19 protein-coding genes are annotated in these 23,425 nt (G+C 62.3%); 6 read left to right on the top strand and 13 right to left on the bottom strand.

All coding sequences use genetic code 11. The annotated features are described in order from the left end of the window. Positions 1–72 precede the first annotated feature (72 nt). The 4 genes from HBR93_RS04435 (at position 73) to HBR93_RS04420 (ending at position 2,908) form a co-directional block, all read left to right on the top strand. Positions 73–861: a helix-turn-helix transcriptional regulator gene (locus tag HBR93_RS04435; protein WP_120734393.1), complete on the top strand. Its 789-nt coding sequence runs from the start codon at positions 73–75 to the stop codon at positions 859–861. Between the two features lie 71 nt (positions 862–932). Continuing rightward, positions 933–1,232, top strand: coding sequence for a PsiF family protein (locus HBR93_RS04430; protein ID WP_057437488.1), 300 nt, complete (start codon positions 933–935; stop codon positions 1,230–1,232). Between the two features lie 197 nt (positions 1,233–1,429). Continuing rightward, complete coding sequence (locus HBR93_RS04425) at positions 1,430–2,443, top strand: AI-2E family transporter (RefSeq protein ID WP_057958180.1); 1,014 nt, start codon at positions 1,430–1,432, stop codon at positions 2,441–2,443. Positions 2,444–2,566: 123 nt separating this feature from the next. Then, complete coding sequence (locus HBR93_RS04420; protein WP_057437492.1) at positions 2,567–2,908, top strand: thioredoxin family protein; 342 nt, start codon at positions 2,567–2,569, stop codon at positions 2,906–2,908. A gap of 37 nt (positions 2,909–2,945) precedes the next feature. Here the strand turns inward: HBR93_RS04420 and HBR93_RS04415 are convergent, their stop codons facing one another. Next, positions 2,946–4,214 (bottom strand): Hsp70 family protein, encoded by a 1,269-nt coding sequence (locus tag HBR93_RS04415; RefSeq protein WP_128593130.1) that lies wholly within the window; start codon positions 4,212–4,214, stop codon positions 2,946–2,948. Between the two features lie 272 nt (positions 4,215–4,486). Here HBR93_RS04415 and HBR93_RS04410 point away from each other — a divergent pair, with 272 nt between their 5' ends. Continuing rightward, positions 4,487–5,431, top strand: a complete 945-nt coding sequence (locus HBR93_RS04410) for a DnaJ C-terminal domain-containing protein (protein WP_120731426.1) — start codon at positions 4,487–4,489, stop codon at positions 5,429–5,431. A 485-nt stretch (positions 5,432–5,916) separates the two neighbouring features. On the opposite strand, the gene HBR93_RS04405 is transcribed toward HBR93_RS04410, so the two are convergent. From HBR93_RS04405 to urtA, 12 genes are all read right to left on the bottom strand, one after another. Then, on the bottom strand, positions 5,917–7,041 hold the full coding sequence (locus HBR93_RS04405) for a HAMP domain-containing sensor histidine kinase (protein WP_169959875.1): 1,125 nt from the start codon (positions 7,039–7,041) through the stop codon (positions 5,917–5,919). A 100-nt stretch (positions 7,042–7,141) separates the two neighbouring features. Next, positions 7,142–8,842, bottom strand: a complete 1,701-nt coding sequence (ureC, locus tag HBR93_RS04400) for an urease subunit alpha (protein WP_115127279.1) — start codon at positions 8,840–8,842, stop codon at positions 7,142–7,144. Positions 8,843–8,983: 141 nt separating this feature from the next. After that, entirely contained in the window at positions 8,984–9,292 is a 309-nt protein-coding gene (locus HBR93_RS04395) for an urease subunit beta (RefSeq protein ID WP_057958190.1), read from the bottom strand. Then, the gene (locus HBR93_RS04390; RefSeq protein WP_057437504.1) at positions 9,289–9,822 is read right to left on the bottom strand and encodes a GNAT family N-acetyltransferase; all 534 of its coding nucleotides are present in this window, start codon (positions 9,820–9,822) and stop codon (positions 9,289–9,291) included. The genes HBR93_RS04395 and HBR93_RS04390 overlap by 4 nt, the downstream gene beginning before the upstream one ends. 5 nt (positions 9,823–9,827) lie before the next feature. After that, a complete protein-coding gene (locus HBR93_RS04385) occupies positions 9,828–10,358 on the bottom strand; it encodes a GNAT family N-acetyltransferase (protein ID WP_169959874.1) in 531 nt (176 codons plus the stop codon). 9 nt (positions 10,359–10,367) lie between these two features. Then, on the bottom strand, positions 10,368–10,670 hold the full coding sequence (locus tag HBR93_RS04380; RefSeq protein WP_032862374.1) for an urease subunit gamma: 303 nt from the start codon (positions 10,668–10,670) through the stop codon (positions 10,368–10,370). Positions 10,671–10,756: 86 nt separating this feature from the next. Then, the gene (locus tag HBR93_RS04375) at positions 10,757–11,596 is read right to left on the bottom strand and encodes an urease accessory protein UreD (protein WP_057444483.1); all 840 of its coding nucleotides are present in this window, start codon (positions 11,594–11,596) and stop codon (positions 10,757–10,759) included. 31 nt (positions 11,597–11,627) lie between these two features. Next, positions 11,628–12,326: an urea ABC transporter ATP-binding subunit UrtE gene (gene urtE / locus HBR93_RS04370; protein WP_057437509.1), complete on the bottom strand. Its 699-nt coding sequence runs from the start codon at positions 12,324–12,326 to the stop codon at positions 11,628–11,630. Positions 12,327–12,373: 47 nt separating this feature from the next. Continuing rightward, positions 12,374–13,207: an urea ABC transporter ATP-binding protein UrtD gene (urtD, locus tag HBR93_RS04365; RefSeq protein ID WP_169960030.1), complete on the bottom strand. Its 834-nt coding sequence runs from the start codon at positions 13,205–13,207 to the stop codon at positions 12,374–12,376. A gap of 23 nt (positions 13,208–13,230) precedes the next feature. Next, positions 13,231–14,310, bottom strand: coding sequence for an urea ABC transporter permease subunit UrtC (urtC, locus tag HBR93_RS04360; RefSeq protein WP_057437513.1), 1,080 nt, complete (start codon positions 14,308–14,310; stop codon positions 13,231–13,233). Next, the gene (gene urtB, locus HBR93_RS04355) at positions 14,310–15,812 is read right to left on the bottom strand and encodes an urea ABC transporter permease subunit UrtB (protein ID WP_128593127.1); all 1,503 of its coding nucleotides are present in this window, start codon (positions 15,810–15,812) and stop codon (positions 14,310–14,312) included. The genes urtC and urtB overlap by 1 nt, the downstream gene beginning before the upstream one ends. Positions 15,813–15,896: 84 nt before the next feature. After that, complete coding sequence (gene urtA, locus HBR93_RS04350; RefSeq protein ID WP_057437515.1) at positions 15,897–17,162, bottom strand: urea ABC transporter substrate-binding protein; 1,266 nt, start codon at positions 17,160–17,162, stop codon at positions 15,897–15,899. Positions 17,163–17,463: 301 nt separating this feature from the next. Here urtA and HBR93_RS04345 point away from each other — a divergent pair, with 301 nt between their 5' ends. Further along, positions 17,464–23,391 carry a DUF4329 domain-containing protein gene (locus HBR93_RS04345; protein ID WP_169959873.1) on the top strand — a complete coding sequence of 1,976 codons (5,928 nt, stop codon included), beginning with the start codon at positions 17,464–17,466 and terminating at the stop codon, positions 23,389–23,391. Positions 23,392–23,425 lie beyond the last annotated feature (34 nt).

Raw genomic sequence — 23,425 nt, 5'->3', positions numbered from 1 at the left:
GGGTTGATTATCCTTTGTCTGGATCGAAGCCTATACTTCGATCCAGACAAGCCGCCTTTGTATCCAGACAATATGTCCAAGACCTACATCAACCTGCCCGATTTCGACGTGCTACCGGCCCCTGTGTACTTCCGCTACTCGGAATTTGCCGCCGACAGTCGCGCCTCCCGCCATCAGCATGCCTGGGGCTCCCTGGACTACTCGGCCCGTGGCGTGATGCGCTTTGAAGTGGGCGGCAACCGGTTTATGTCGCCGCCGCAATACGCGGTGTGGATCCCGCCCAACACCCAGCACAGTTCCTACAATGCCCAGGCGATTGTCTACCGCTCGGTGTACCTGTCGCCGTCGTTGTGCGAGCTGTTGCCCAAGCAGCCCTGCACCCTGACCATCAGCAACATCCTCAAGGCGATCCTCAGTGATTTCGCCGAGCGCGACGTGAACATCCCGGCCAACGAGGCCGACGTGCGCCTGGCCCAGGTGCTGGTGGACCAACTCCAGCAGGCGCCGGTGCATGACTGTTTCCTGCCGTATGCCAGCAGCCCCGGCCTGCTCAGCGTGCTTGAAGGCATGCAGGCCGATCCTGGGGACAACCGCGCGCTGGCGCTGTGGGCGCAGCAGGTGCATGTCAGCGAGCGCACCCTGGCCCGGCAGTTTGTGCGCGAACTGGGCATGAGCTTTGGCGAGTGGCGTCAGCGCCTGCGCTTTCTGGCGGCCATCGAGGCCCTGGAAAGCACGCGCAGCGTGCAGGAGGTGGCGTTTGACCTGGGCTACAGCACCGCCTCGGCGTTTATTGCGATGTTCCAGCGCCAGGCCGGTTGTACGCCGGAGCAGTATCGACGAACGAACTTACGTAGCAGGTGAAGGTGTAACAGGCTTTGTCTACACTGCAGGGGAGGCCGCGCCCCTCGGCGTGGTAACAGGGAGAAAACTCCATGAAGATGTTGCGTATTCCGTTGTTGATGATCGGTCTGCTGCTCTGTTCCCAAGGGTTTGCGGCCACTGCCCAGCAAAACAAAATGACCACCTGCAATGCCGAAGCCTCGACCAAGACCTTGAAGGGCGACGAGCGCAAGGCCTTCATGAAAACCTGCCTCTCGGCCCCGGCCGCCAACGACGCCAAGACCCTGACCCCGCAGCAGCAAAAAATGAAGGACTGCAACGCGTCGGCAAAAACCAAGGCGCTGACCGGCGATGCGCGTAAAACCTTTATGAGCACCTGCCTCAAAGGCTGACCCGCTTAAATACCCCTGTGGGAGCGGGCTTGCCCGCGATTGCGGTGTGTCAGCCGGCGAGATATCGACTGAGCCAGCGCCATCGCGGGCAAGCCCGCTCCCACAGTCGATGGCGTTTACAGCCATCAGACTTCTCGCTTGATTGTCCCAAGGCTGGCAGACTGCCCATCCTTTAACGCCGTTCGTTTAGAGGCTGTATGCCAACGTTTTCTCAGCGTCATGTGTTGTTGCTGGCCAGCTACATCATCATTTTCGGCGGCTTGTTGCTGGTTCTACCGTTAAAACTGCTGCCCAGCCTGTTGGCCGGCCTGTTGGTTTTCGAACTGGTCAACATGCTCACCCCACAGCTGCAACGCCTGATCGAAGGCCGGCGTGCGCGCTGGCTGGCGGTGGCGTTGCTTGGCACTGTGATTGTCAGCGCGCTGACCCTGATTTTCGCTGGCGCCATCAGTTTCCTGCTGCACGAAGCGGAAAACCCCGGGGCCTCCCTCGATAAATTCATGGGCGTGGTCGACCGCGCGCGCGGCCAGTTGCCGCCGTTCCTCGACGCCTACCTGCCAGCCAGCGCCGCCGAGTTTCGCGTGGCCATCGGCGAATGGCTGAGCAAGCACCTGAGCGAACTGCAACTGGTGGGCAAAGACGCCGCCCATATGTTCGTAACCTTGCTGATCGGTATGGTCCTGGGGGCGATCATCGCCCTGCAACGGGTGCCCGACCTGACCAAGCGCAAACCCCTGGCCGCCGTGCTGTTCGACCGCCTGCACCTGCTGGTCCAGGCCTTTCGCAACATTGTCTTCGCGCAAATCAAAATTGCCGCCCTCAACACCATCTTCACCGGGATATTCCTCGCGGTGGTGCTGCCGCTGGCGGGGATCCACCTGCCGCTGACCAAGACCCTGATCGTCCTCACCTTCCTGCTGGGTCTGCTGCCGGTGATCGGCAACCTGATGTCCAACACCCTGATCACCATCGTCGCGTTGTCGGTGTCGATCTGGGTGGCGGTGGCGGCGCTGGGCTACCTGATCGTGATCCACAAGGTCGAGTACTTCCTCAATGCGCGCATCGTCGGCGGGCAGATCAGCGCCAAGTCGTGGGAGTTGCTGTTGGCGATGCTGGTGTTCGAGGCAGCCTTTGGCCTGCCGGGAGTGGTGGCGGGGCCGATCTACTATGCGTATTTGAAGAGTGAATTGAAGCTGGGCGGGATGGTTTAGAGAGCCGCGGTAGGAGGCTGCCTTTGGCTCACACCTGTTATTTCTGACAGTAGACCCACCACGGGTTTGCTGGTCTGCTCCTGAGTGCGGAATATCATTTTTCGTTTCGACAGGAGCTAAATCATGTCTTTGCCTACGGTAGATGCCAGCAGCTTTGAAAGTCGTGTGCTCAAGGCCACGACCCCAGTGATTGTGCTGTTCAGTAATGCCAGCAAGCCCTCTTCAAACAGAATGGTCGTGACACTGGAGGCTGCAGCCCGGGATCAGGGCACGGCTATTGAGTTCCTCGACAAGACGCTGGAGGTCAATGGTCCGATCGAGAAGACGCCTGCTTATGACGTGCAGTCCGCGCCAACCACGCTGTTTTTCCGGGACGGAAAATTAGTCCGTACGGTTGTCGGTTTTTATGACTATGCCGATACCTTCAAGGCATGGGTCGATCAGTTGGCCACAGGTAAGTTGTGATGAATCGCCCCGTGCCATCACGAGGCGATTTCTTCACTCAGTAGCCGTAACGCTTACTGGCCTCAATCGCCAACCCGCTGCCGATACTGCCGAAGATGTTGCCTTCCACGTGCCGGGCATTGGGCAACATCGCCGAGATGCTCTGGCGCAGGGCCGGGATGCCGCTGGAGCCGCCGGTGAAGAACACCGTGTCGACCTGGGCCACATCCACCGAGGCGTCGTCGAGCAGTTGGGTCACGCTGTTGCGCACCCGTTCCAGCAGGTTGTCGATGGAGGACTCGAACAGGGCGCGGCTCAGTTCCACGCTCAGGCCCGGTTCTACCCGGTCCAGCGGCACATGGCGGCTGTCGTCGTGGGTGAGGTGGATCTTGGTCTCTTCGACTTCCATGGCCAGCCAGTGGCCGGCGCGCTGTTCGATCAGCTTGAACAGACGGTCGATGCCGCCGGTGTCTTCGATGTCGTAGCGCATGCTGCCCAGGGCCAGCTGGGATTTTTGCGAGTACACCGAGTTGATGGTGTGCCAGGTGGCCAGGTTCATATGGTGGCTGGTGGGCATGTAGGCGCCGCTTTTCATGCGGCTGCCATAGCCGAACAGCGGCATCATGCCGGCCAGCGAGAGCTGTTTGTCGAAGTCGGTACCGCCGATATGCACGCCGCCGGTGGCGAGGATGTCGTCGTGGCGGTTGTCATGCTTGCGTCGCTCGGGCGACAAGCGCACCAGGGAGAAGTCGGAGGTACCGCCGCCGATGTCGACAATCAGTACCAACTCTTCTTTTTCGATGGTGGACTCGTAGTCGAAGGCCGCGGCAATCGGCTCGTACTGGAACGAGACTTCCTTGAAGCCGAGCTTGCGGGCCACGTCCACCAGGGTGTCTTCGGCCTCTTTGTCGGCCATTGGGTCGTCGTCGACGAAAAATACCGGGCGGCCCAGCACCACTTCTTCAAATTCACGGCCGGCGGTGGCTTCGGCGCGGTTCTTGAGTTGGCCGATAAACAGGCCCAACAGGTCCTTGAACGGCATGGCCGTGCCCAGCACGCTGGTGTCGTGCTTGATCAGCTTGGAGCCCAGCAGGCTTTTGAGCGAGCGCATCAGGCGGCCTTCGTAGCCTTCCAGGTACTCGTGCAGCGCCAGACGGCCGTACACCGGGCGGCGTTCTTCGAAGTTGAAGAACACCACTGACGGCAGGGTGATCTTGTCGTCCTCCAGCGCAATAAGCGTTTCCATGCCGGGACGGATCCAGCCGACAGTGGAGTTGGACGTGCCGAAGTCGATGCCGCAGGCACGGGCTGGGGAGGTGTTGTTCATGTCTAACAGGTTCCGGTTAAAAAACGGCCGCGCAGTGTATGTCACTCGCGTGCAGATGCGTAGGCCGACTATCCGCTAAATACAGCAGACTTGTTACCTTGAAAGGTCGGCTCCTTGCCCCCAACTCCTGTGCATACGGTTGGTGGCTGTCGAAAGGATCAAGTTTGTCCTGCAAGCCGCCGATATTTTTCTGACGCACCTCGAATCGCCCCGCAATGCCCCGGCAGGCAGGGCCCGACTGTGCGATCTCGATAACGGATGGTGATGCCCCCATGGATTTCAAAGACTATTACAAGATTCTTGGTGTCGAGCCGACGGCCGATGACAAGCAGATCAAGGCCGCTTATCGCAAGCTGGCCCGTAAGTATCATCCCGACGTCAGCAAGGAAAAGGACGCGGAAGAGAAGTTCAAGGACGCCTCGGAAGCCTATGAAGCGCTGAAAAGTGCCGACAAGCGCGCCGAATATGACGAATTGCGCCGCTATGGCCAGCACGGTCAACCTTTCCAGGGGCCGCCAGGCTGGCAGAGCCGTGGCGGGTTTGGCGGTGGCCAGGACACGGGCGAGTTTTCGGACTTCTTCAGCTCGATCTTTGGTTCGCGTGGCAATGGCTTCGGCGGCGCTCAAGGGCGCAGCCCCGGCCGTCGCGGCCAGGATGTGGAGATGGAGCTGCCGGTGTTCCTGGAAGAGACGCTGTCTACCGAGTCCAAGGCGATCAGCTTCCAGGTGCCGCAATACAATGCGGCGGGCCAGCACGTCAGCAACACCACCAAGAGCCTGAACGTGAAGATCCCGGCCGGCGTGGCCGATGGCGAGCGCATCCGCCTCAAGGGCCAGGGCGCACCGGGGATTGGTGGCGGCGCGAATGGCGACCTGTACCTGATCATCCGCTTTGCGCCGCATCCGAAGTTTGAGGTGGAAGGCGAAAACCTGGTGATTAATTTGCCGCTGGCACCGTGGGAATTGGCCCTGGGTGCAGAAGTCGCGGTGCCGACCCTGACCGGCAAGATCAACCTCAAAGTCCCGGCCGGCAGCCAGAATGGCCAGCGCATGCGGGCCAAGGGCCATGGCTTGCTGAACAAGGCCGGGCAGCGCGGGTATCTGTTTGTGCAGCTCAAGGCAGTGATGCCAAAAAGCAGCGACGAAGAGGTCAAGGCGCTGTGGCAGGAATTGGCGAAAAAGGCCAACTTTGATCCACGGGAAACCTGGAACCGCTGACAGCTCCCACAGGGATCGGCGGCGCCTCTCAATCTGTGTCAGGAACGCAAGTTTACTGTGGGAGCTGTCGAGCTCCGGCGAGGCTGCGATGGCGGCGGCATTGCCAGTATTGATGTTGGCTGAGCCACCGCTATCGCAGCCTCGCTAAAGCTCGACAGCTCCCACAGGGATTGGCGGCGCCTCTCAATCTGTGTCAGGAACGCAAGTTTACTGTGGAGCTGTCGAGCCCCGGCGAGGCTGCGATGGCGGCGGCATTGCCAGTATTGATGTTGGCTGACCCACCGCTATCGCAGCCTCGCTAAAGCTCGACAGCTCCCACAGGGATTGGCGGCGCCTCTCAATCTGTGTCAGGAACACAAGCCCAATGTGGGAGCTGTCGAGCTCCGGCGAGGCTGCGATAGTGGCGGCACTGCCAGCGTTGATGTTGGCTGACCCACCGCTATCGCAGCCTCGCTCTCGCTCGACACACAAAGGATTTGCGTGGCCTATCGGCGTGGCAGTACCACGGTAAACGTGGTGCCCCCCGCCTCGCTGGACGCCACTTCAATCGTGCCTCGGTGGGCCTGCACCACTTCCTTGACGATAAACAACCCCAGCCCAAGGCTGGTCGAGTTGCTGCCCAGTTCTTCAGTGGCGCTGCGCACCAGAGGGTCGAATACGGTACCCAGCGCCGCCTGGGGAATCGGCGGGCCAAAGTTGTGCATGCGCAGTTCCACGCTGTCGGCGGTACCGTCGAGGCTCAGGGTCGGCGCCTGGCCGTTGAGCCCGTGCTGTAACGCATTGCCGATCAGATTCTGCAGCAGTTGATCAATGCGCCCGCGATCCCACTGCCCTTGGGTGTCCCCGTCGGTATGCAAGTGAACCTGGCAATCCGGGCGGCCTGCGCACGCTTCGGCGATGGCCTCCCTGGCTGCATCGGCCAGGTTCATCGGTTTGGGCTCGATCGGCAGGCTGCTGCCCAGCCGGCTGCGCACAAACTCCAGGAGATCGCTGACCATCGCTCCCATATGCCGGGCGCCATTCTGGATATTGCCCACCAGGCTCAGGCCTTTGCTGTCCAGCGGGGCTTTGCGCAACAACATCTCGGTGGACATCTTCACCGCCTGCAACGGTGCGCGCAGGTCGTGGCCGAGGATGGCGAGGAAGATATCCCGCGAGCGATTGACCTGCTCGGCGTAGGCCGCCGTGGATTCGGCCAGGGCTTCGTCGATGGCTTCGTTGAAGCGGATCATGTCCTGGAAATACGTCAGCTCTGGCGATTCCAGGTGATTGACCCACAGGCGGATCACGCAAGCGCGCAGGTGGCGGAACTCGGAGGTCATCTGTACCAGGTCAAAGCCAACGGTATGGCGCAGCTCGCCATGGCTGGCGGCGGCTTCGTCCAGGCTCGGGGTTTTTTCCAGGCCTTCGCCCTTGGCCTTGGCCGCCTGTTCGCTGGCGCTCTGGCGGGTGTTCATGTCCCGCGCAGCGGCCAGCAGGATGGAGTGCGCGTGGTCGCGCAGTTGCGTGCGGTTCAGGGTTTCGGCGGCCGGGGTCAAGGTTTCGGCAAACTGTTCCCATTCATCGACGATCCGGTCGGCATGTAACACGATGAATTCGGATAGGCGCATAGCCAGGTTCCCAAGTGCAAGACAGTGAAGAAGCGTGGCGCATCGTAGCGCCTTACACCTCTTCGCTTCACTGGCACGGCGGGTATCTGCCGATGAACGGTCAGAACAGGAAGTAACGCTGGGCCATCGGCAGCACGTCCGCCGGCTCGCACCACAACAGTTCGCCATCGGCCTTGACCTGGTAGGTCTGCGGGTCTACGTCGATGTCTGGCAGGTAGTCGTTGTGGATCAGGTCGGTCTTCTGCACCTGGCGGCACCCCTTGACCACGGCGATCTGCTTCTTCAGGCCCAACGCCTGCGGCAGGCCCTCGGCCAGCGCCGCCTGGCTGATAAACGTCAGGCTGGTGGCGTGCAGCGAGCTGCCGAAGCTGGCGAACATCGGGCGGTAGTGCACCGGCTGCGGGGTGGGGATCGAGCCGTTGATATCGCCCATCAGGCTGGACGCAATTGCCCCGCCCTTGAGGATCAACGTGGGCTTGATGCCGAAGAACGCCGGGCGCCACAACACCAGGTCGGCCCATTTGCCGACTTCGATGGAGCCCACTTCATGGCTGATACCGTGGGTGATCGCCGGGTTGATGGTGTACTTGGCGATATAGCGCTTGGCGCGGAAGTTGTCATTGCCCTCGCCGTCGCCGGGCAGCGGCCCGCGCTGTTTCTTCATCTTGTCGGCGGTTTGCCAGGTGCGCATGATCACTTCGCCTACGCGGCCCATGGCCTGGCTGTCGGAGCTGATCATCGAAAAGGCGCCGAGGTCATGCAGGATGTCTTCGGCAGCGATGGTCTCGCGGCGGATGCGGCTTTCGGCGAAGGCCACGTCCTCGGCAATGCTTGGGTCGAGGTGATGGCAGACCATCAGCATGTCCAGGTGTTCGTCGATGGTATTGCGGGTGAACGGCCGGGTCGGGTTGGTGGAGCTGGGCAGCACGTTAGGAAAGCCGCAGGCCTTGATGATATCCGGCGCATGCCCGCCGCCGGCACCCTCGGTGTGATAGGTGTGGATGGTGCGGCCCTTGAGGGCGGCGAGGGTGGTTTCGACAAAGCCCGACTCGTTGAGCGTGTCGCTGTGGATTGCCACCTGCACGTCGTACTCGTCGGCCACGCTCAGGCAGTTGTCGATGCTGGCCGGGGTGGTGCCCCAGTCTTCATGCAGCTTCAAGCCAATCGCCCCAGCCTTGACCTGCTCGATCAAAGGCTCGGGCAGGCTGGCGTTGCCCTTGCCGGTAAAGCCCAAGTTCATCGCAAACGCGTCGGCTGATTGCAGCATGCGCGCCAGGTGCCACGGGCCGGAGGTGCAGGTGGTGGCGTTGGTGCCGGTTGCCGGGCCCGTGCCGCCGCCGATCATGGTGGTGACGCCACTGGTCAGCGCCTCTTCGATCTGCTGCGGGCAAATGAAGTGCACATGGGTGTCGATGCCGCCGGCGGTGAGGATCATGCCTTCGCCGGCAATCACTTCCGTGCTGGCGCCGATGGCCAGGGTCACGCCGGGCTGGATGTCCGGGTTGCCGGCCTTGCCGATCCCGGCGATGCGGCCATTTTTCAGGCCGACATCGGCCTTGACGATGCCCCAGTGGTCGATGATCAGCGCGTTGGTGATCACTGTGTCGACCACCTCGGCGGCCAGCAGTTGGCTCTGGCCCTGGCCGTCCCGGATGACCTTGCCGCCGCCGAACTTCACTTCTTCGCCGTAGGTGGTGAAGTCCTGTTCGACTTCGATCCACAGCTCGGTATCGGCCAGGCGGACCTTGTCGCCGACGGTGGGGCCGAACATGTCGGCGTAGGCTTGGCGGCTGATTTTCATTGGGGTGTCCTGAAAAATTTGTGTTGATCGTTCCCACGCTCTGCGTGGGGATGCATCCGCTGACGCTCTGCGTCACGACGTTAAGAGCGGGACGCGGAGCGTCCCAGGCGGCGTTCCCACGCGGAGCGTGGGAACGATCAGTCAGTCGAGGTCGCCCATGATCCGTCCGGCAAAGCCAAACACCCGGCGCAACCCTGCCAGCTCCACCAACTCCACCTCGCGACTCTGCCCCGGTTCAAAGCGCACCGCCGTGCCCGCCGGGATGTTCAGGCGCATGCCGCGGCTGAGGGCGCGGTCAAAGGTCAGCGCGTCGTTGGTCTCGAAAAAATGGTAATGGGAGCCGACCTGGATCGGCCGGTCGCCACTGTTGGCCACGCTCAGGCTCAATGTGCGCCGGCCCACATTCAATTCGATGTCGCCAGGCTGGATCTGGAATTGGCCAGGAATCATGCAGGTTGCCCCAGGGTCTTGTAGTAGATGGCGGTCGGGCTGTAGCGCCCGTCCGGGCTTTGGCAGTAATCCGGCAGCTCGCCGATTTTGGTGTAGCGCAGGGCCTGGTAGAAGGCTTCGGCGGGGGAGCCGGCTTCGGTGTCCAGGTACAGCAGGCCGCGCTTGTGCTGGCGCGCGCACAGCTCCAGGGCGCTCATCAATTGCTGGCCGAGGCCGTGGCGCCGGGCGTCATTGCGCACCAACAGTTTCTGCACCTCGGCACGGTTGAGGCCATTGGCTTTCTGGCACAGCGCCAGTTGCACACTGGCCAGGACTTGCTCATTACGCACCACCACCCACAGCAACACGCTGGCGTCCTCGACGCCGGCTTGTACGCCATCGAAGTAGCTGCGCGCCTGGGCCGCGTCGAGGTCGGCCATGAAGCCTACCGATGCGCCGTGCTGCACGGCGTCCAGCAACAACTCAATCAAGCCCTGGCGGTAATGGGCAAAACTTTCGGCATTCACTCGACGCAGTTGGGCAGCGTTCATCGCTATTACTCCTTGTGAACCGCCGGCGGCTGGGCGCCGGGGTTGAGCAGCAGTTGCATAAAGGTCAGGTCCAGCCAGCGGCCAAACTTGGTGCCTACCTGGGCCATCTGCCCGGTGACACTGAAGCCCAGGCGCTCATGCAGGCGGATCGAGGCCTGGTTGCCGCTTTCGATGGCGGCGACCATCACGTGTTTGTCACAGGCCCTGGCGCATTCGATCAGTGCCTGCATCAGCAAGGGGCCAAGGCCTTTGCCGCGTTGGTCGTTGCGCACGTACACCGAATGTTCGACGGTGTGGCGAAAACCGTCGAAGGGCCGCCAATCGCCGAACGAGGCATAGCCGACCACTTTCTCGGCTTCCACCGCCACCAGGATCGGATAGCACTGCGCCTGGCGCGCACTGAACCAGGCCTGGCGATTGCCCAGGTCCACGGGTTGGTCGTTCCAGATGGCGGTGCTGTTGAGCACGGCATCGTTGTAGATATCGCAGATGGCCGGCAGGTCGCCGTGTACCGCGTCACGAATCAGCAAGGACATGGCCGGGCCTCAGGCGATGGGTTGGTGGACGGTCACCAGTTTGGTGCCGTCCGGGAAAGTGGCTTCAACCTGGATATCCGGGATCATCTCCGGGATGCCTTCCATCACTTGCTCGCGACTGAGCAGGGTGGTGCCAAAGTGCATCAGGTCGGCCACGGTGCGCCCGTCGCGCGCGCCTTCAAGCAGGGCGGCGGAGATATAGGCGATAGTTTCCGGGTAATTGAGCTTCACCCCGCGCGCCAGGCGACGCTCGGCCACCAGGCCTGCGGTGAAGATCAGCAGTTTGTCTTTTTCCCTTGGGGTCAGGTCCATGGTCAGCAGTCCGTCATAAAAAGCATTCTAAAAAACACCGAAGATTCATTGTGGGAACCCGCTCCCACACAAGCCCGGTTCCACCTTCATGTGTTCCAAATTCTTGGGGGTACAGCCTCACGCCCCAGCAGTGCCGGGCGCAACAGTCGCCATAAATCAATCAACCACGCCCGCGCCAGCAGGGTCTCGCTGGCCAGGCAGCGCGCCACCAGCAAGCCCGGCAACTGGGTCAGGTCGCCGCGTACTGCATGGGGCAGGGCGCGACACTGTTCCAGCAGTTCACTGTCGATTTCACCGGTCACCAGCAAGGTGGCAAACACCGGCTGGCCATCCAGGCCGATCGGCGAGTCGAGTAGGCCGTCGTCGCCGACGATGCGCTGGCGCTCATGCCAGAGCAACTGGCCGTCGCGGCGGATGTCCAGGTGCGACTGGAAGTGCCCGCGCTCGAAACGCTCGCCACTGGCCGGGCGCCCCAGCGCCACCACATCCCAGTACAACAGCCGGGCGTCGCCGTGCAGGTCGATGCGGGTGCTGAGTTCGGCCTGGGCCGCACTGAACACGATGGTTTCCTGGGGCAGCCACTCCAGGGTGGCGCCGGCCTCGACCGTCAAAGCCACCTGCTGATAGGCCGGCCCGCTGGCGCGGTACCACTTGGCAGCGCCGGGGCTGGTCAATTGCGCCCACGCGCCCTCAGCCAGGTGGGCGGTGATCTCCAGGCGATCCCCTCCGGCAATCCCGCCCGGCGGGTGCACGATGATGTGCTGGCACACCTCGGGGCCTTCGGCGTACAGGTGCTTTTGCACCCGCAGCGGGCCCAGGTGGCGGCGCATCACCGGGCGTGTGCTGGCGCCGAAGCGTGCATAGCCCAACTCCAGCGCGGCGTGCCAGCTGGGGGTGAACAGGGCGGTGGGGGCAGGAACGGTCATGGTCAGGGCTTAATCAACGGGACGCTACAGATTAGATGGTAACCAGGCCGCGTACACCGTCGGCCTCCATATTTTCACCACGGCCCTGCTGGACGATCTCACCCCGGGACATCACCAGGTATTGATCGGCCAGTTCGGCGGCAAAATCGTAGAACTGCTCCACCAGCAAAATCGCCATGTCGCCGCGCTCGGCGAGCTTCTTGATCACCGCGCCGATCTCCTTGATCACCGACGGCTGGATACCTTCGGTGGGCTCATCGAGGATCAACAGGCGCGGACGGCTGGCCAGGGCGCGCCCGATGGCCAGTTGTTGCTGTTGCCCACCGGACAGGTCGCCACCGCGCCGGTGCTTCATTTGCAGCAGCACGGGGAACAGCTCGTAGATAAATGCCGGGACTTCCCTGGCTTCGCTGCCGGGAAAACGCGACAGGCCCATCAGCAGGTTTTCTTCCACCGTCAGCCGGCCGAAAATCTCACGGCCCTGGGGCACGTAGGCGATGCCGGCGTGTACCCGCTGGTGCGGCTTGAAGCCGGTGATGGCCTTGCCTTCCCAGTTCACCGCGCCTTCCTTGGCGGGCAGCAGGCCCATCAGGCATTTGAGCAGGGTGGTCTTGCCCACGCCGTTACGGCCGAGCAGGCAGGTGACTTCACCGACTTTCACGTCGAACGAAAGGCCGCGCAGGATGTGGCTGCCGCCGTAGTACTGGTGCAGCTTGTCGACTTGCAACATGTTCAAACTCTCCTCAAATCCCCTGTGGGAGGTGGCTTGCATCTGGCCTAGCGACCGAGGTACACCTCGATCACCCGCTCGTTTTCCTGCACCTGCTCCAGCGACCCTTCGGCCAGCACGCTACCCTGGTGCAGCACCGTCACATGGTCGGCAATCGAGCCGACAAAGCCCATGTCGTGCTCCACCACCATCAGCGAATGCTTGCCCGCCAGGCGCTTGAACAGTTCGGCGGTGAACTCGGTCTCGGCGTCGGTCATGCCGGCCACGGGCTCATCGAGCAGCAACAGTTGCGGGTCTTGCATCAGCAGCATGCCGATTTCCAGGAACTGCTTCTGGCCGTGGGACAGCAAGCCGGCCGGGCGCTGTACCGACGTGGTCAGGCGAATAGTGTCGAGCACCTCCTCAATGCGGTCTTTCTGTTCACCGCTCAGACGCGCGCGCAGGCTGGCCCACACCGATTTGTCGGTCTTCTGTGCCAGCTCCAGGTTCTCGAACACGCTCAGGGCCTCGAACACCGTGGGCTTCTGGAACTTGCGGCCGATACCGGCCTGGGCGATCTGTACTTCGCTCATGCGCGTCAGGTCCAGGGTTTCACCGAACCACGCCTTGCCGTGGCTGGGGCGGGTCTTGCCGGTGATCACGTCCATCAGCGTGGTCTTGCCCGCGCCGTTGGGGCCGATGATGCAGCGCAATTCGCCGACGCCGATGTACAGGTTCAAGTCGTTGAGGGCCTTGAAACCATCGAAGCTGACGCTGATATCTTCCAGGGTCAGGATCGTGCCATGGCGGGTATTGAGGCCCTTGCCGGCGGCCTGGCCGAGACCGATGGCGTCGCGGCTGGTGCCCTGGTCGCGGTTCGGTTCGATGATCGGTTCGAGCATGAACTGGTCGGTTGCCGTGACTCTCATTGTTCGCCCCTTTTCTTCAGCAGGCCGATGATGCCCTTGGGCAGGTACAGGGTGACGATAATGAACAGTGCCCCCAGGAAGAACAGCCAGTACTCCGGGAAGGCCACGGTGAACCAGCTCTTCATGCCGTTGACCACGCCGGCACCCAGCAGTGGGCCGATCAGTGTGCCGCGCCCGCCCAGGGCCACCCATACAGCGGCTTCGATGGAGTTGGTCGGCGACATTTCGCTGGGGTTGATGATGCCCACTTGCGGCACGTACAGCGCCCCGGCGAGGCCGCACAGCACTGCGCTCAACACCCACACAAACAGCTTGAAGCCACGCGGGTCATAGCCGCAGAACATCAGACGGTTTTCCGCGTCGCGCAGGGCCGTCAGCACCCGCCCGAACTTGCTCCGGGCCAGGCGCCAGCCGATAAACAGGCTGCCCACCAACAGCAGCACCGTGGCCAGGAACAGCACCGCGCGGGTACCGGGCTCGGTGATACCGAAGCCCAGGATGCTGCGGAAGTTGGTAAAGCCGTTATTGCCGCCAAAGCCGGTCTCGTTGCGGAAAAACAACAGCATCCCGGCAAAGGTCAGGGCCTGGGTCATGATCGAGAAATACACGCCCTTGATCCGCGAGCGAAAGGCGAAAAAGCCGAACACCAGCGCCAGCAAACCCGGGGCCAACACCACCAGGCACAGGGCCCAGAGGAAGTGCTGGGTGCCGAGCCAATACCACGGCAGTTCGGTCCACGACAGGAAGGTCATGAACGCCGGCAACTCGCTGCCGGCGGCTTGGCGCATCAGGTACATGCCCATGGCATAACCGCCTAGGGCAAAAAACAGGCCGTGCCCCAGGGACAACATACCGGCGTAGCCCCACACCAGGTCCAGGGCCAGGGCGACGATGGCGTAGCAGAGGATCTTGCCCACCAGCGTCAGGGTGTAGGCCGAGACATGCAATGCGTTATCGGCAGGCAGCAGCGACAGCAGCGGCAACGCCAGCAGCACGGCGAGGATCACCACACCCACCGCGATCGTTACCTTGGGGCCGGCCTTTTGCGCGGCTGTAAGCATCAATGGCTGGTTCATCAGTCGATCACCCGTCCTTTCAGTGCGAAGAGTCCTTGCGGGCGTTTCTGGATAAACAGAATGATCAGCGCGAGGATCAGGATCTTGCCGAGTACGGCACCGATCTGCGGTTCGAGAATCTTGTTGGCGATCCCCAGGCCAAAGGCGGCCATGACGCTGCCGGCCAACTGGCCGACCCCGCCGAGCACCACCACCAGGAACGAGTCGATGATGTAGCTCTGGCCCAGGTCCGGGCCGACGTTGCCGATCTGGCTCAGGGCCACGCCACCTAAGCCGGCGATACCCGAGCCGAGGCCAAAGGCGAGCATGTCCACACGCCCGGTGGGCACGCCGCAGCAGGCGGCCATGTTGCGGTTCTGGGTCACGGCACGCACGTTGAGGCCCAGGCGGGTCTTGTTCAGCAGCAGCCAGGTCAGCACCACCACACACAAGGCAAAGCCGATGATCACGATGCGGTTGTACGGCAGCACCAGGTTGGGCAGCACCTGGATCCCGCCCGACAGCCAGGCCGGGTTGGCCACTTCGACGTTCTGTGCACCGAACAGCAGGCGCACCAGTTGGATCAGCATCAGGCTGATGCCCCAGGTGGCGAGCAAGGTTTCCAGGGGGCGGCCGTAGAGGTGACGGATCACCGTGCGTTCAAGTGCCATGCCGATGCCGGCGGTGACAAAAAACGCCACCGGCAGCGCGATCAGCGGGTAGAACTCGATTGCCTGGGGCATGTAGCGCTGCATCAGCAACTGCACCACGTAGGTGGAGTAGGCACCGAGCATCAACATCTCGCCGTGGGCCATGTTGATCACCCCGAGCAAGCCGAAGGTGATCGCCAGGCCCAGGGCCGCCAGCAGCAGGATCGAACCCAGGGACATGCCGCTGAAGGCTTGCCCGAGGATCTCGCCCACCAGCAACTTGCGCTTGACCTGGGCCAGGCTGGTTTCGGCGGCGGTGTGCACCCCGGCATCGGTTTCCACGCCGGGCGCCAGCAAGGCTTCCAGGCGCGTGCGGGCCAGCGGGTCGCCGGTGCTGCCAAGCAGGCGCACGGCAGCCAGGCGCACGGCCGGATCGGGGTCGACCAGTTGCAGGTTGGCCAGGGCCAGGCTCAGGGCACTGTGGACGTCGTCGTCGGCTTCGCTGGCGAGTTGCTGGTCGAGGAATTTCAGTTGCGCAGGCTGCGCGCTTTTTTGCAGGGTCCGCGCAGCGGCCAGGCGCACCGTGGGATCGGCGGCGAGCAGTTGTTGGCTGGCCTGCACATTGTCGATCAGGCCGCGCAGGCGGTTGTTCAGGCGCACGGTCTTGGGTTCGCCGTTGACCGTGAGTTGGCCTTGTTGCAGGGCGTTGACCAACTCGATGCGCGCCGGGTCAGGCTGGGCGGCCCAGTCCTGCAACAGCTTGGCTTGTTGGCTCGGGTTGGCGGCGAGGAAGTCTTCGGCATCACCGGCGTGTGCGGCCAGGGGCAGCAACAGCAGGCAGGCCAGGAGGAAGCGGTGGAGGGCAGTGGGCATAAACAAATGTCCTGGTCATGCGCGGACTAGGTTTATGTGGGAGCGGCGATTCGACCTGCTCCCACATTTGATCTGTGGTGCGGTTTAGTTGCTCTTCACCGCGTGATCCGGCTTCTTGTCATTGCCAGGGATGTACGGGCTCCACGGCTGGGCACGGATCGGCCCTTCGGTCTGCCACACCACCGAGAACTGGCCGTCGGACTGGATCTCGCCAATCATCACCGGCTTATGCAGGTGGTGGTTGGTCTTGTCCATGGTCAGGGTGTAGCCCGACGGTGCCGCAAAAGTCTGGCCGGCCAGGGCTTCGCGCACCTTGTCGACGTCGGTGGACTTGGCTTTCTCAGCGGCCTGCGCCCACATATGGATGCCGACGTAGGTGGCTTCCATCGGGTCGTTGGTCACCGCTTTATCGGCGCCCGGCAGGTTGTGTTTCTTGGCGTAGGCTTTCCAGTCGGCGACGAACTTGGCGTTGACCGGGTTTTCTACCGACTGGAAGTAGTTCCACGCCGCCAGGTTGCCCACCAGCGGCTTGGTGTCGATGCCGCGCAGTTCTTCTTCGCCCACCGAGAACGCCACCACCGGCACCTCGGTGGCCTTCAGGCCCTGGTTGGCCAGTTCCTTGTAGAACGGCACGTTGGAGTCGCCATTGACCGTGGAGACCACGGCGGTCTTGCCGCCCGCCGAGAACTTTTTGATGTTGGCCACGATGGTCTGGTAATCGCTATGGCCGAACGGGGTGTAGACCTCTTCGATGTCCTTGTCGGCCACGCCTTTGGAATGCAGGAACGCACGCAGGATCTTGTTGGTGGTGCGCGGGTACACGTAGTCGGTGCCCAGCAGGAAGAAACGCTTGGCGCTGCCGCCTTCTTCGCTCATCAGGTATTCCACCGCCGGGATCGCCTGCTGGTTCGGCGCGGCGCCGGTGTAGAAGACGTTGGGCGACATCTCTTCGCCTTCGTATTGCACCGGGTAGAACAGCAGACCGTTGAGTTCTTCGAACACCGGCAGCACCGATTTACGCGACACCGAGGTCCAGCAGCCGAACACCACCGCGACCTTGTCCTGGGTCAGCAACTGTCGGCCCTTCTCGGCGAACAGCGGCCAGTTGGAGGCCGGGTCGACCACCACCGCTTCGAGCATCTTGCCGTTCACTCCGCCCTTGGCGTTGATCTCGTCGATGGTCATCAGCGCCATGTCCTTGAGGGACGTTTCGGAAATGGCCATGGTCCCGGACAGCGAATGCAGGATGCCGACCTTGATGGTCTCGGCGGCCTGGACGGTCCAGGTCAGGCCCATGGCGGCAATGGATGCCGACAGAGTGAAAGCCTTGATCAAGCTGCGACGCTTCATGGTGCGATCTCCAGAACTGATTATTTTCATGAGGGCAGATAGGGGCATTGCTGGAGCGTTTGCAAAGGCTGTGCCTAGTGCCTGCACCGCGCGGTTGCAGGGGCTATCGACTGGGTGGGCAAGGCACGCTGCACCAAGTGAGGGCCTGTTTTGCATGCTGGTGCGTGACGCGCGCCCGAATAGGGCAGGGCGCGGCGGCAGATAACTATCTAGCGCCCCCTGCCTGGCCGCAGCGGTGATTATTTGGCTGGTTGTGTGGCCAGCGTCTGGCCACAGCGATTATCCAATTGGAGGGGATGTCATGGAGCGACCTAAACGCGGCTGGTTCGGGGGCGGTTTGCAGTCAGATGCGGTGCTGCCGCCAGTGGGGCCGGCCTTTGCCAGCATGGATGATGCGGCTCGTTATGCTCATCAGCAGATTGGTCGGCGGCGGGATGTGGAGTACGGCGGAGTGATTCTGGAGAGCCTGGCGGATGGTTACTTTCATTCCACCGAGCCCATCGCCGGGGAGCGCAATAGTTTCGATCACTGGAAGGTACTGAAAGTCGACAGCAATGGGCAGTACCTGGCCCCGGAAGGCTATCGGTGTGTGGCCGACTACCACTCTCACCCCGATCTGTTCGATGAGTTCGAAGCCAATAATCCGCAGTTTTCCGATCGTCAGGTCCGGGCGCTGAACGGCTTTTTTTCGGACATTGATCTGGCCATCAATATTCTGGAGCGCGGTTTTTTCTCTGCGTCCTATCTGTCCGCTCCCGACGGCGCGCTGCTCAAGCATGTCACCAGCGGCTCGGAAGAGGAGCGCCGTTTCGGGGTCTGGCTTGATCAAAAGCTGCACTTCAATCATGAGGACGGGATCCCCGACAACAAACCGGAAAGCCTTATCAAGAAGGTGCTCAGTGTCAGCCAACTGTCCTTTGTGGTGTCCAGTCCCTTGTGGGGCGGTTCGGTGGGCACCGTTCCCAAGCAGTGGCAGGCGTATTCACCCTTTGCCTCACACACCTACGACCTGCCTGCCTGCGGGCCTGTCCAGGCGGGACTGACGGCTGCGTTGGCGGTGCTGCAGGCGCGCAGCCCCCAGCGGACACGGCCGGTGTTTATCCTCAAGCACGTCGACAAAGAAGACTATGTGCTGAGTGAACCCCAGGCCGATGGCGCACCGGCGCTGTCGGTTCAACAGCTCTTCCCGCGCACCCCGGATGGCAAGCGCGTGGTGCACGACCATTTTCATTGGGTCGGGGTCTATCTGGGAAAAACCCCGACGCCGGTGCGGCTCGCCGCCCTGGAACCCTGGCTGTACCGTAACTTCTTTACTCCGCTTGAGCTGGCGACCCAGCTTTATCAGGGGCACCAGGCCACGGATTTACTGGGGCCGGGGCGCCAGCTGTGGTTCTATCGCAACCTCAACGATGGCGCGTTGTTGCGATACACCTGTGGGTTTTCGGCGGCTGAGACGGAGCTTTTTCGCGTCGCGCCCAGCGGGCGGGTGGTGGATAACCAGATTGATTCGGCGCTGCTTGCCGGCACGTTGCGGCCGCGGGATTTTGTGCTGCGCGTGGCAGCAGCCGGGCATTTGGCGGTGATCCGGGCAGGGAAGATCTGGGACAAGGTTGGCCCGGTCGATGGGCACTGGCGTGCTTGTTCATTGATTCCCAAGCCCGTCTTGAGCCCGCCTTTTGCCACGGCCGACGATGCTGCCCGCTGGGCCCACAATCGGATCGGCGAGCGGCGTGACAAGGAGTATGGCGGCGCGGTACTGAAACAGGGCGGGCGTTATTTCGCCACTGAGCCGGTGGCCGGTGCGTCCATTCAGTTTGATTTCCGCACCATGATGGCCACCGACGAGCATGACTACTTCATTGCACCGTCGCCCTATGACTGCCACGCCTTCTACCATTCGCATCCGGCAGGCTCCGCTGGGGAACAACAGCTGCACGAACAGTTTTCCGCCGACCAGGTCAGGGTGTTTATCAGCTTTTTCTCGTCGGCCGACCAGGCGTTTATCATCGGTAACCGTGAGTTCGCCCCGGCCCACTATCTCTCGGGGCCGGAGGGCTCTTTGCTCAAGTACATGAGCAGCGGCTCGGCAGCGGAGCAGAAGCTGCTCAAGCAACTGACCGGCGAGCTGGAGATCGAGCCGTTCACTGACTTTGAAGGGGCCATCTGGGGCTTTGCGGATGTTGGAGACCTGCGGGTGGTATTGCCCAATCGTGTCTGGGGCGGTGCTCGCGGTCGGATATCCAGAGGCTGGCGTCTCGGCCACCCGGTCGCCCCCGCCGGCAGTGTGCAGGAACAGCCGTTCTTTACACCGGTCGCCGGCATGGGGCATGTGGCGGCGCTGATCGCCCTGAATAATCTCGACTCGCTGCCGCCTGCTGCATACCAGGGGTTTGTCCTCAAGCATCAGACCCGCTCGTCGTATGTCGCGACGTTACCGGTGGCGGCGGGCTCGACCCTGGCAAGCCTGTTCCCGACCCGCGCCGACGGTCAGCCGAAACTGCTCTCTAACTATCGGGTGGTCGGCGTCTACCGGAACGCACCGCGCTTCGAGCCCGGGCAATTGCCGGCCAGCGAAGCCTGGTTGTACAAGCGCTTTGCCAGCCCGGCGCTGTGGGTGGACGCCATGACTCAGGCCATCGCCACCTTCGGCCTGCAAATCGCCGGACTGGGGTTCAAGCTGTATCTGCAGACCGCCGACAACGCGCTGCTGCATTGGCAGGTGCCGAGTGCGCAGGCCGCCAACGAACTGTTCAGCGTGGCGGGCCAGGCAGTCACCGACAACGGCAACCAGGCCGCCTTGCTCGATGGCTCGCTGACCCCGCGCGAGTTCGTGCGCCGGGTCATCCGCGCTGGGGAGTTGGTGGTGCTTCAGCAGGGCGGGTTATGGAACGTCCTGGGGCCGCTGCATGACCTTGAGCAACTGCCGTTGGGCTCGGGCGCCATGGTGCTCAGTGCCTCGTTCCTGACGGCCGATGACGCCGCACGCCATGCCCACGAGAAGATCGGCTTTCGCCGTGGGACCGCTCTGGGTGGCTACCTCCTCAAGAAGACCGACGGGCGGTTTGTGTTCACTGATCCGGTGAGCATCCACGGTGACGGCTTTGCCTCCGACCTGCTGCTGCCGACACAGGGCAGTGGCTTGCTGGTGCCCCCGGCGGGTTATGAAATTCATGCCCGCTACGCCTCCCATGCGGCTTTGTCCTTGAGTGACCTGGGGCGCCAGCGGCGTCTTGGCTGGACCCCTGCCGACCTGGAGGTGAATATCACGATGTTCTCGGACAGGGAGATCCGCTCGGTGATCGAATCCCGGCAGCCGGCCTATCTGAGCGGGTCGCCGAACAACCTGATCGGCTACACCCCCAGTGGCTCGGCCAATGAATTGCTGGTGCTCAACAACACCACCCGCGAGCCGGGCCAGCATGGGTATTTCGAACGGTTGGAAACCGGCAAGCTCAAGCCCGTGGACATTGTCAGCCGCCTGGCGGAGGCGGGCAATCTGCAGGTGCTGATTCGCAGCCAGTTGTGGGGGCCGCGTGGCAAGGTCTACAACGACTGGACGCCCAACTTCGAGTACGCCGAAGTGGATCTGCAAGCCCCGGCGTTTGGTGCGATTTTCAACAGCCAGGACGCGGCGGCACTCAACGCCCACGTTCGCTGGTACGGCAGGAACCTGGATGCCCAGGGAGGGGCGGCCTACATCCTCAAACACCCGCAACGCGATGAATTCGTGGTCAGTGAACTGTTGCCGGTCAAGCCGGACGGGCGTTGGTTGAGTGATTCCACCCGAGGCGCCGGGTATCTGGCCGGTGGCGATTTCGCCAGGGGGTTTGTCCTGGTGGGCCTGCTGTATTCACAGCAATGGCTGCCCGTGGGGCTATCCACGACAGAGGCCTGGCTGACGAGTTTTTTTGTCACGCCCGAGGTGTTGTTGCGTGCTGAAGAGGATGCCCGGAATCTACCGCGGTCTTCCACCACTCCCGTGCTGCCGGTGTATTTTTCGACGTTGGACGGGGCCTTGCTGCGGTATCAGCCCCAGGCTTCGTCATTGCTCAAGCAGAGTAGTGGCGGGGACGGTGTGACGATCCAGGGCATGAGCCTGCGCAATGGCTCCCTGGATACCCGCCGCTATATTTCGCTGATTGCCAAGGCCGGAGACTTGCGGGTGTTGTACAGCAGCCAGTGCTGGGACCGACGGGGCCCGGTGAGCGAAAACGCTGTGTTATGGCGGCCCTACAGGAACTTTATCCGTCGTCGCCTGGGGCCGACTTTCCAGGAGCAGGATGATGCGGTGCGGCATGTGCGCTCGCAGCTGAGCAATCACGATAACGGAGGGATGGGGGGGGTGATCCTCAAGCGCCCTGACGGCCTGTTCGTGGCGACCGAACCGTTGAGGGTGCCTCGGGAAGATTTCGATCCCAAGTGGATCCTGCCGGATGAAGTGGTCGCCTCCGGGGGCTTTCCGGCGGGACACACGATTGTCGCGCGCTACCGCACCAGCCCGGTGCGGGAGTTGCCGTTTGCTCTGGAGGTCACGCAAAAAAACGTCTATCGCAACATGCTCTCCACCCGGGTGATCAGTTCATCGTTGCAGTCCCCGGACACGCGTCTGACCCGCGAGTATCTATTGGGCAGTGACGGCTGTGTGCTCAGTTACACCCGAAGCCATACAGTCCTGGAGGATGAGCTGAAAAAGGCCTTGCTGCCGTTGACGCTCGAACGGGCGGAACTGTTGGATAACCTTGTCGAGCGCCAGATGCGCGATGGCACGCTGACCCCGGTCGAGTTTGTGTCCCGGTTGGGCCTGGCTGGTGTATTGCGGGTCGTGGAGGGGAGCCAGGTGTGGGGCCTGCCGCGCAGGATCAGCACCCCGTTCATTGCCAACCTTGACCGACCTGAGCCGTTATTGATCAGGAACTCGCTGGCCGATCCGCCGTTCAGCCCGGTCTTCACTCAGGAACAGGATGCCGTGCGCTATGCCCATGAGCACTGCAGGCACGGCGAAAGCCTACAGTTCGGCTACATCTTCAAGTCGCACAGATCGGGGCATTACATGGTCAGTCTGCCGCTGGTGCGCCAGAGCTATCGCGACTACAACCAGGTTTTCCCACAGGGCCTGTTTCCCCAGGGCTATACGCTCGAAGGTTTCTACCTCTGTGCTACCCGGGAGGTTCTGACCGCGGAGGATGACCCGTTGCATCAGGCGTTCTTTCTGCCGTCGGATATTGATACGGGGATACGCTTCTCCATTCACGGGCTCAAGGACAAAAAACTAACGTTTTACCTGTCGTGCCTGGACGGCGCGCTGCTCAGGTATCAGTACCTTGGCACTGATGAGCAACTGGACACCCTGAGCACGCTACAGACCCTGCGTTTGCAGCTACTGCAAGGGGGCACCCGCATGCTCGACTACGTGCGCAGCCTGATTGCCCGAGGCAATCTGGATATATTGATCGAGGGCCGTGTCTGGTCCGGCACCGTGCGGGTCGCCGCCGATTGGCGACCCGGTACGGGGGAAGGCTTTTTTGCAACCTGGCAGGCCTGTGGCCCGCTGTTTTCCCTTGCCGACGATGCAGCGCGCTCCATCCACCGCAGGCTCGCGCCGTATCGGGGGCGGGAGTACCTGGCCGCCGTATTGGGCAACCCCACGCGCACCTCGTTTGTCGGCACGCAACCATTGGCGGCCGGGCTCGATACGGCGCAGCAACTGGCACTTTTCTACACGGGGCCCGACGGGCCGGTACAACCTCTGGTACAGCCGGTGGGCCGCCCGGTGCCGTTACCCGTGTTCCCGTCGCGCTATGAAGTGGTCGCTGCCCAGCTTGTCTATAAAAGCATGCCGTCTACTCAAAGCAGTGATCCCAAGGAACAGAGGCTGATCAATAACTTTGTCGGCCCGACCCTCCTCGGATTCTATCTGCGCGTGGTACGTGCCCATGCGCAACGGCCAGCCAGCGTTTATCTGTCGGTTCGCGAAGGGGCACTCCTCAAATACATCCCGAGTTTTTCCAGGATGGAAGAGGAAGTCATGGTGTTGGGCACCGGCCTTCAGCCCAGTGTCTTTTTGAAACGCGTGACCAGTAGCGGCGAGCTTTTTGTACTGGAGCGGGATGCGTTATGGCGGTACGAGGGACGCCTGTCAGACGCTCAGGTCGATACCCGCGACGACACGCAAACCGAAGAAATCCAGATGGATGAAGCGTTGAGGATACGCGACCGCGATGAGTTGTAAGGGCGAGGGTCAACCTGCCGATACGCCGCCGGTC

The sequence above is a fragment of the Pseudomonas sp. WS 5411 genome, from assembly GCF_012985595.1.
Lineage (GTDB): Bacteria > Pseudomonadota > Gammaproteobacteria > Pseudomonadales > Pseudomonadaceae > Aquipseudomonas > Aquipseudomonas shahriarae.
This window is presented reverse-complemented; position numbering and strand designations above follow the sequence as displayed.

Bases quoted from the DNA above. Each gene is read 5' to 3' on its own strand.
- HBR93_RS04435 (WP_120734393.1), top strand. From the start codon at position 73: ATGTCCAAGACCTACATCAACCTGCCCGATTTCGACGTGCTACCGGCC.
- HBR93_RS04430 (WP_057437488.1), top strand. From the start codon at position 933: ATGAAGATGTTGCGTATTCCGTTGTTGATGATCGGTCTGCTGCTCTGT.
- HBR93_RS04425 (WP_057958180.1), top strand. From the start codon at position 1,430: ATGCCAACGTTTTCTCAGCGTCATGTGTTGTTGCTGGCCAGCTACATC.
- HBR93_RS04420 (WP_057437492.1), top strand. From the start codon at position 2,567: ATGTCTTTGCCTACGGTAGATGCCAGCAGCTTTGAAAGTCGTGTGCTC.
- HBR93_RS04415 (WP_128593130.1), bottom strand. From the start codon at position 4,214: ATGAACAACACCTCCCCAGCCCGTGCCTGCGGCATCGACTTCGGCACG.
- HBR93_RS04410 (WP_120731426.1), top strand. From the start codon at position 4,487: ATGGATTTCAAAGACTATTACAAGATTCTTGGTGTCGAGCCGACGGCC.
- HBR93_RS04405 (WP_169959875.1), bottom strand. From the start codon at position 7,041: ATGCGCCTATCCGAATTCATCGTGTTACATGCCGACCGGATCGTCGAT.
- ureC (WP_115127279.1), bottom strand. From the start codon at position 8,842: ATGAAAATCAGCCGCCAAGCCTACGCCGACATGTTCGGCCCCACCGTC.
- HBR93_RS04395 (WP_057958190.1), bottom strand. From the start codon at position 9,292: ATGATTCCTGGCCAATTCCAGATCCAGCCTGGCGACATCGAATTGAAT.
- HBR93_RS04390 (WP_057437504.1), bottom strand. From the start codon at position 9,822: ATGAACGCTGCCCAACTGCGTCGAGTGAATGCCGAAAGTTTTGCCCAT.
- HBR93_RS04385 (WP_169959874.1), bottom strand. From the start codon at position 10,358: ATGTCCTTGCTGATTCGTGACGCGGTACACGGCGACCTGCCGGCCATC.
- HBR93_RS04380 (WP_032862374.1), bottom strand. From the start codon at position 10,670: ATGGACCTGACCCCAAGGGAAAAAGACAAACTGCTGATCTTCACCGCA.
- HBR93_RS04375 (WP_057444483.1), bottom strand. From the start codon at position 11,596: ATGACCGTTCCTGCCCCCACCGCCCTGTTCACCCCCAGCTGGCACGCC.
- urtE (WP_057437509.1), bottom strand. From the start codon at position 12,326: ATGTTGCAAGTCGACAAGCTGCACCAGTACTACGGCGGCAGCCACATC.
- urtD (WP_169960030.1), bottom strand. From the start codon at position 13,207: ATGCTCGAACCGATCATCGAACCGAACCGCGACCAGGGCACCAGCCGC.
- urtC (WP_057437513.1), bottom strand. From the start codon at position 14,310: ATGAACCAGCCATTGATGCTTACAGCCGCGCAAAAGGCCGGCCCCAAG.
- urtB (WP_128593127.1), bottom strand. From the start codon at position 15,812: ATGCCCACTGCCCTCCACCGCTTCCTCCTGGCCTGCCTGCTGTTGCTG.
- urtA (WP_057437515.1), bottom strand. From the start codon at position 17,162: ATGAAGCGTCGCAGCTTGATCAAGGCTTTCACTCTGTCGGCATCCATT.
- HBR93_RS04345 (WP_169959873.1), top strand. From the start codon at position 17,464: ATGGAGCGACCTAAACGCGGCTGGTTCGGGGGCGGTTTGCAGTCAGAT.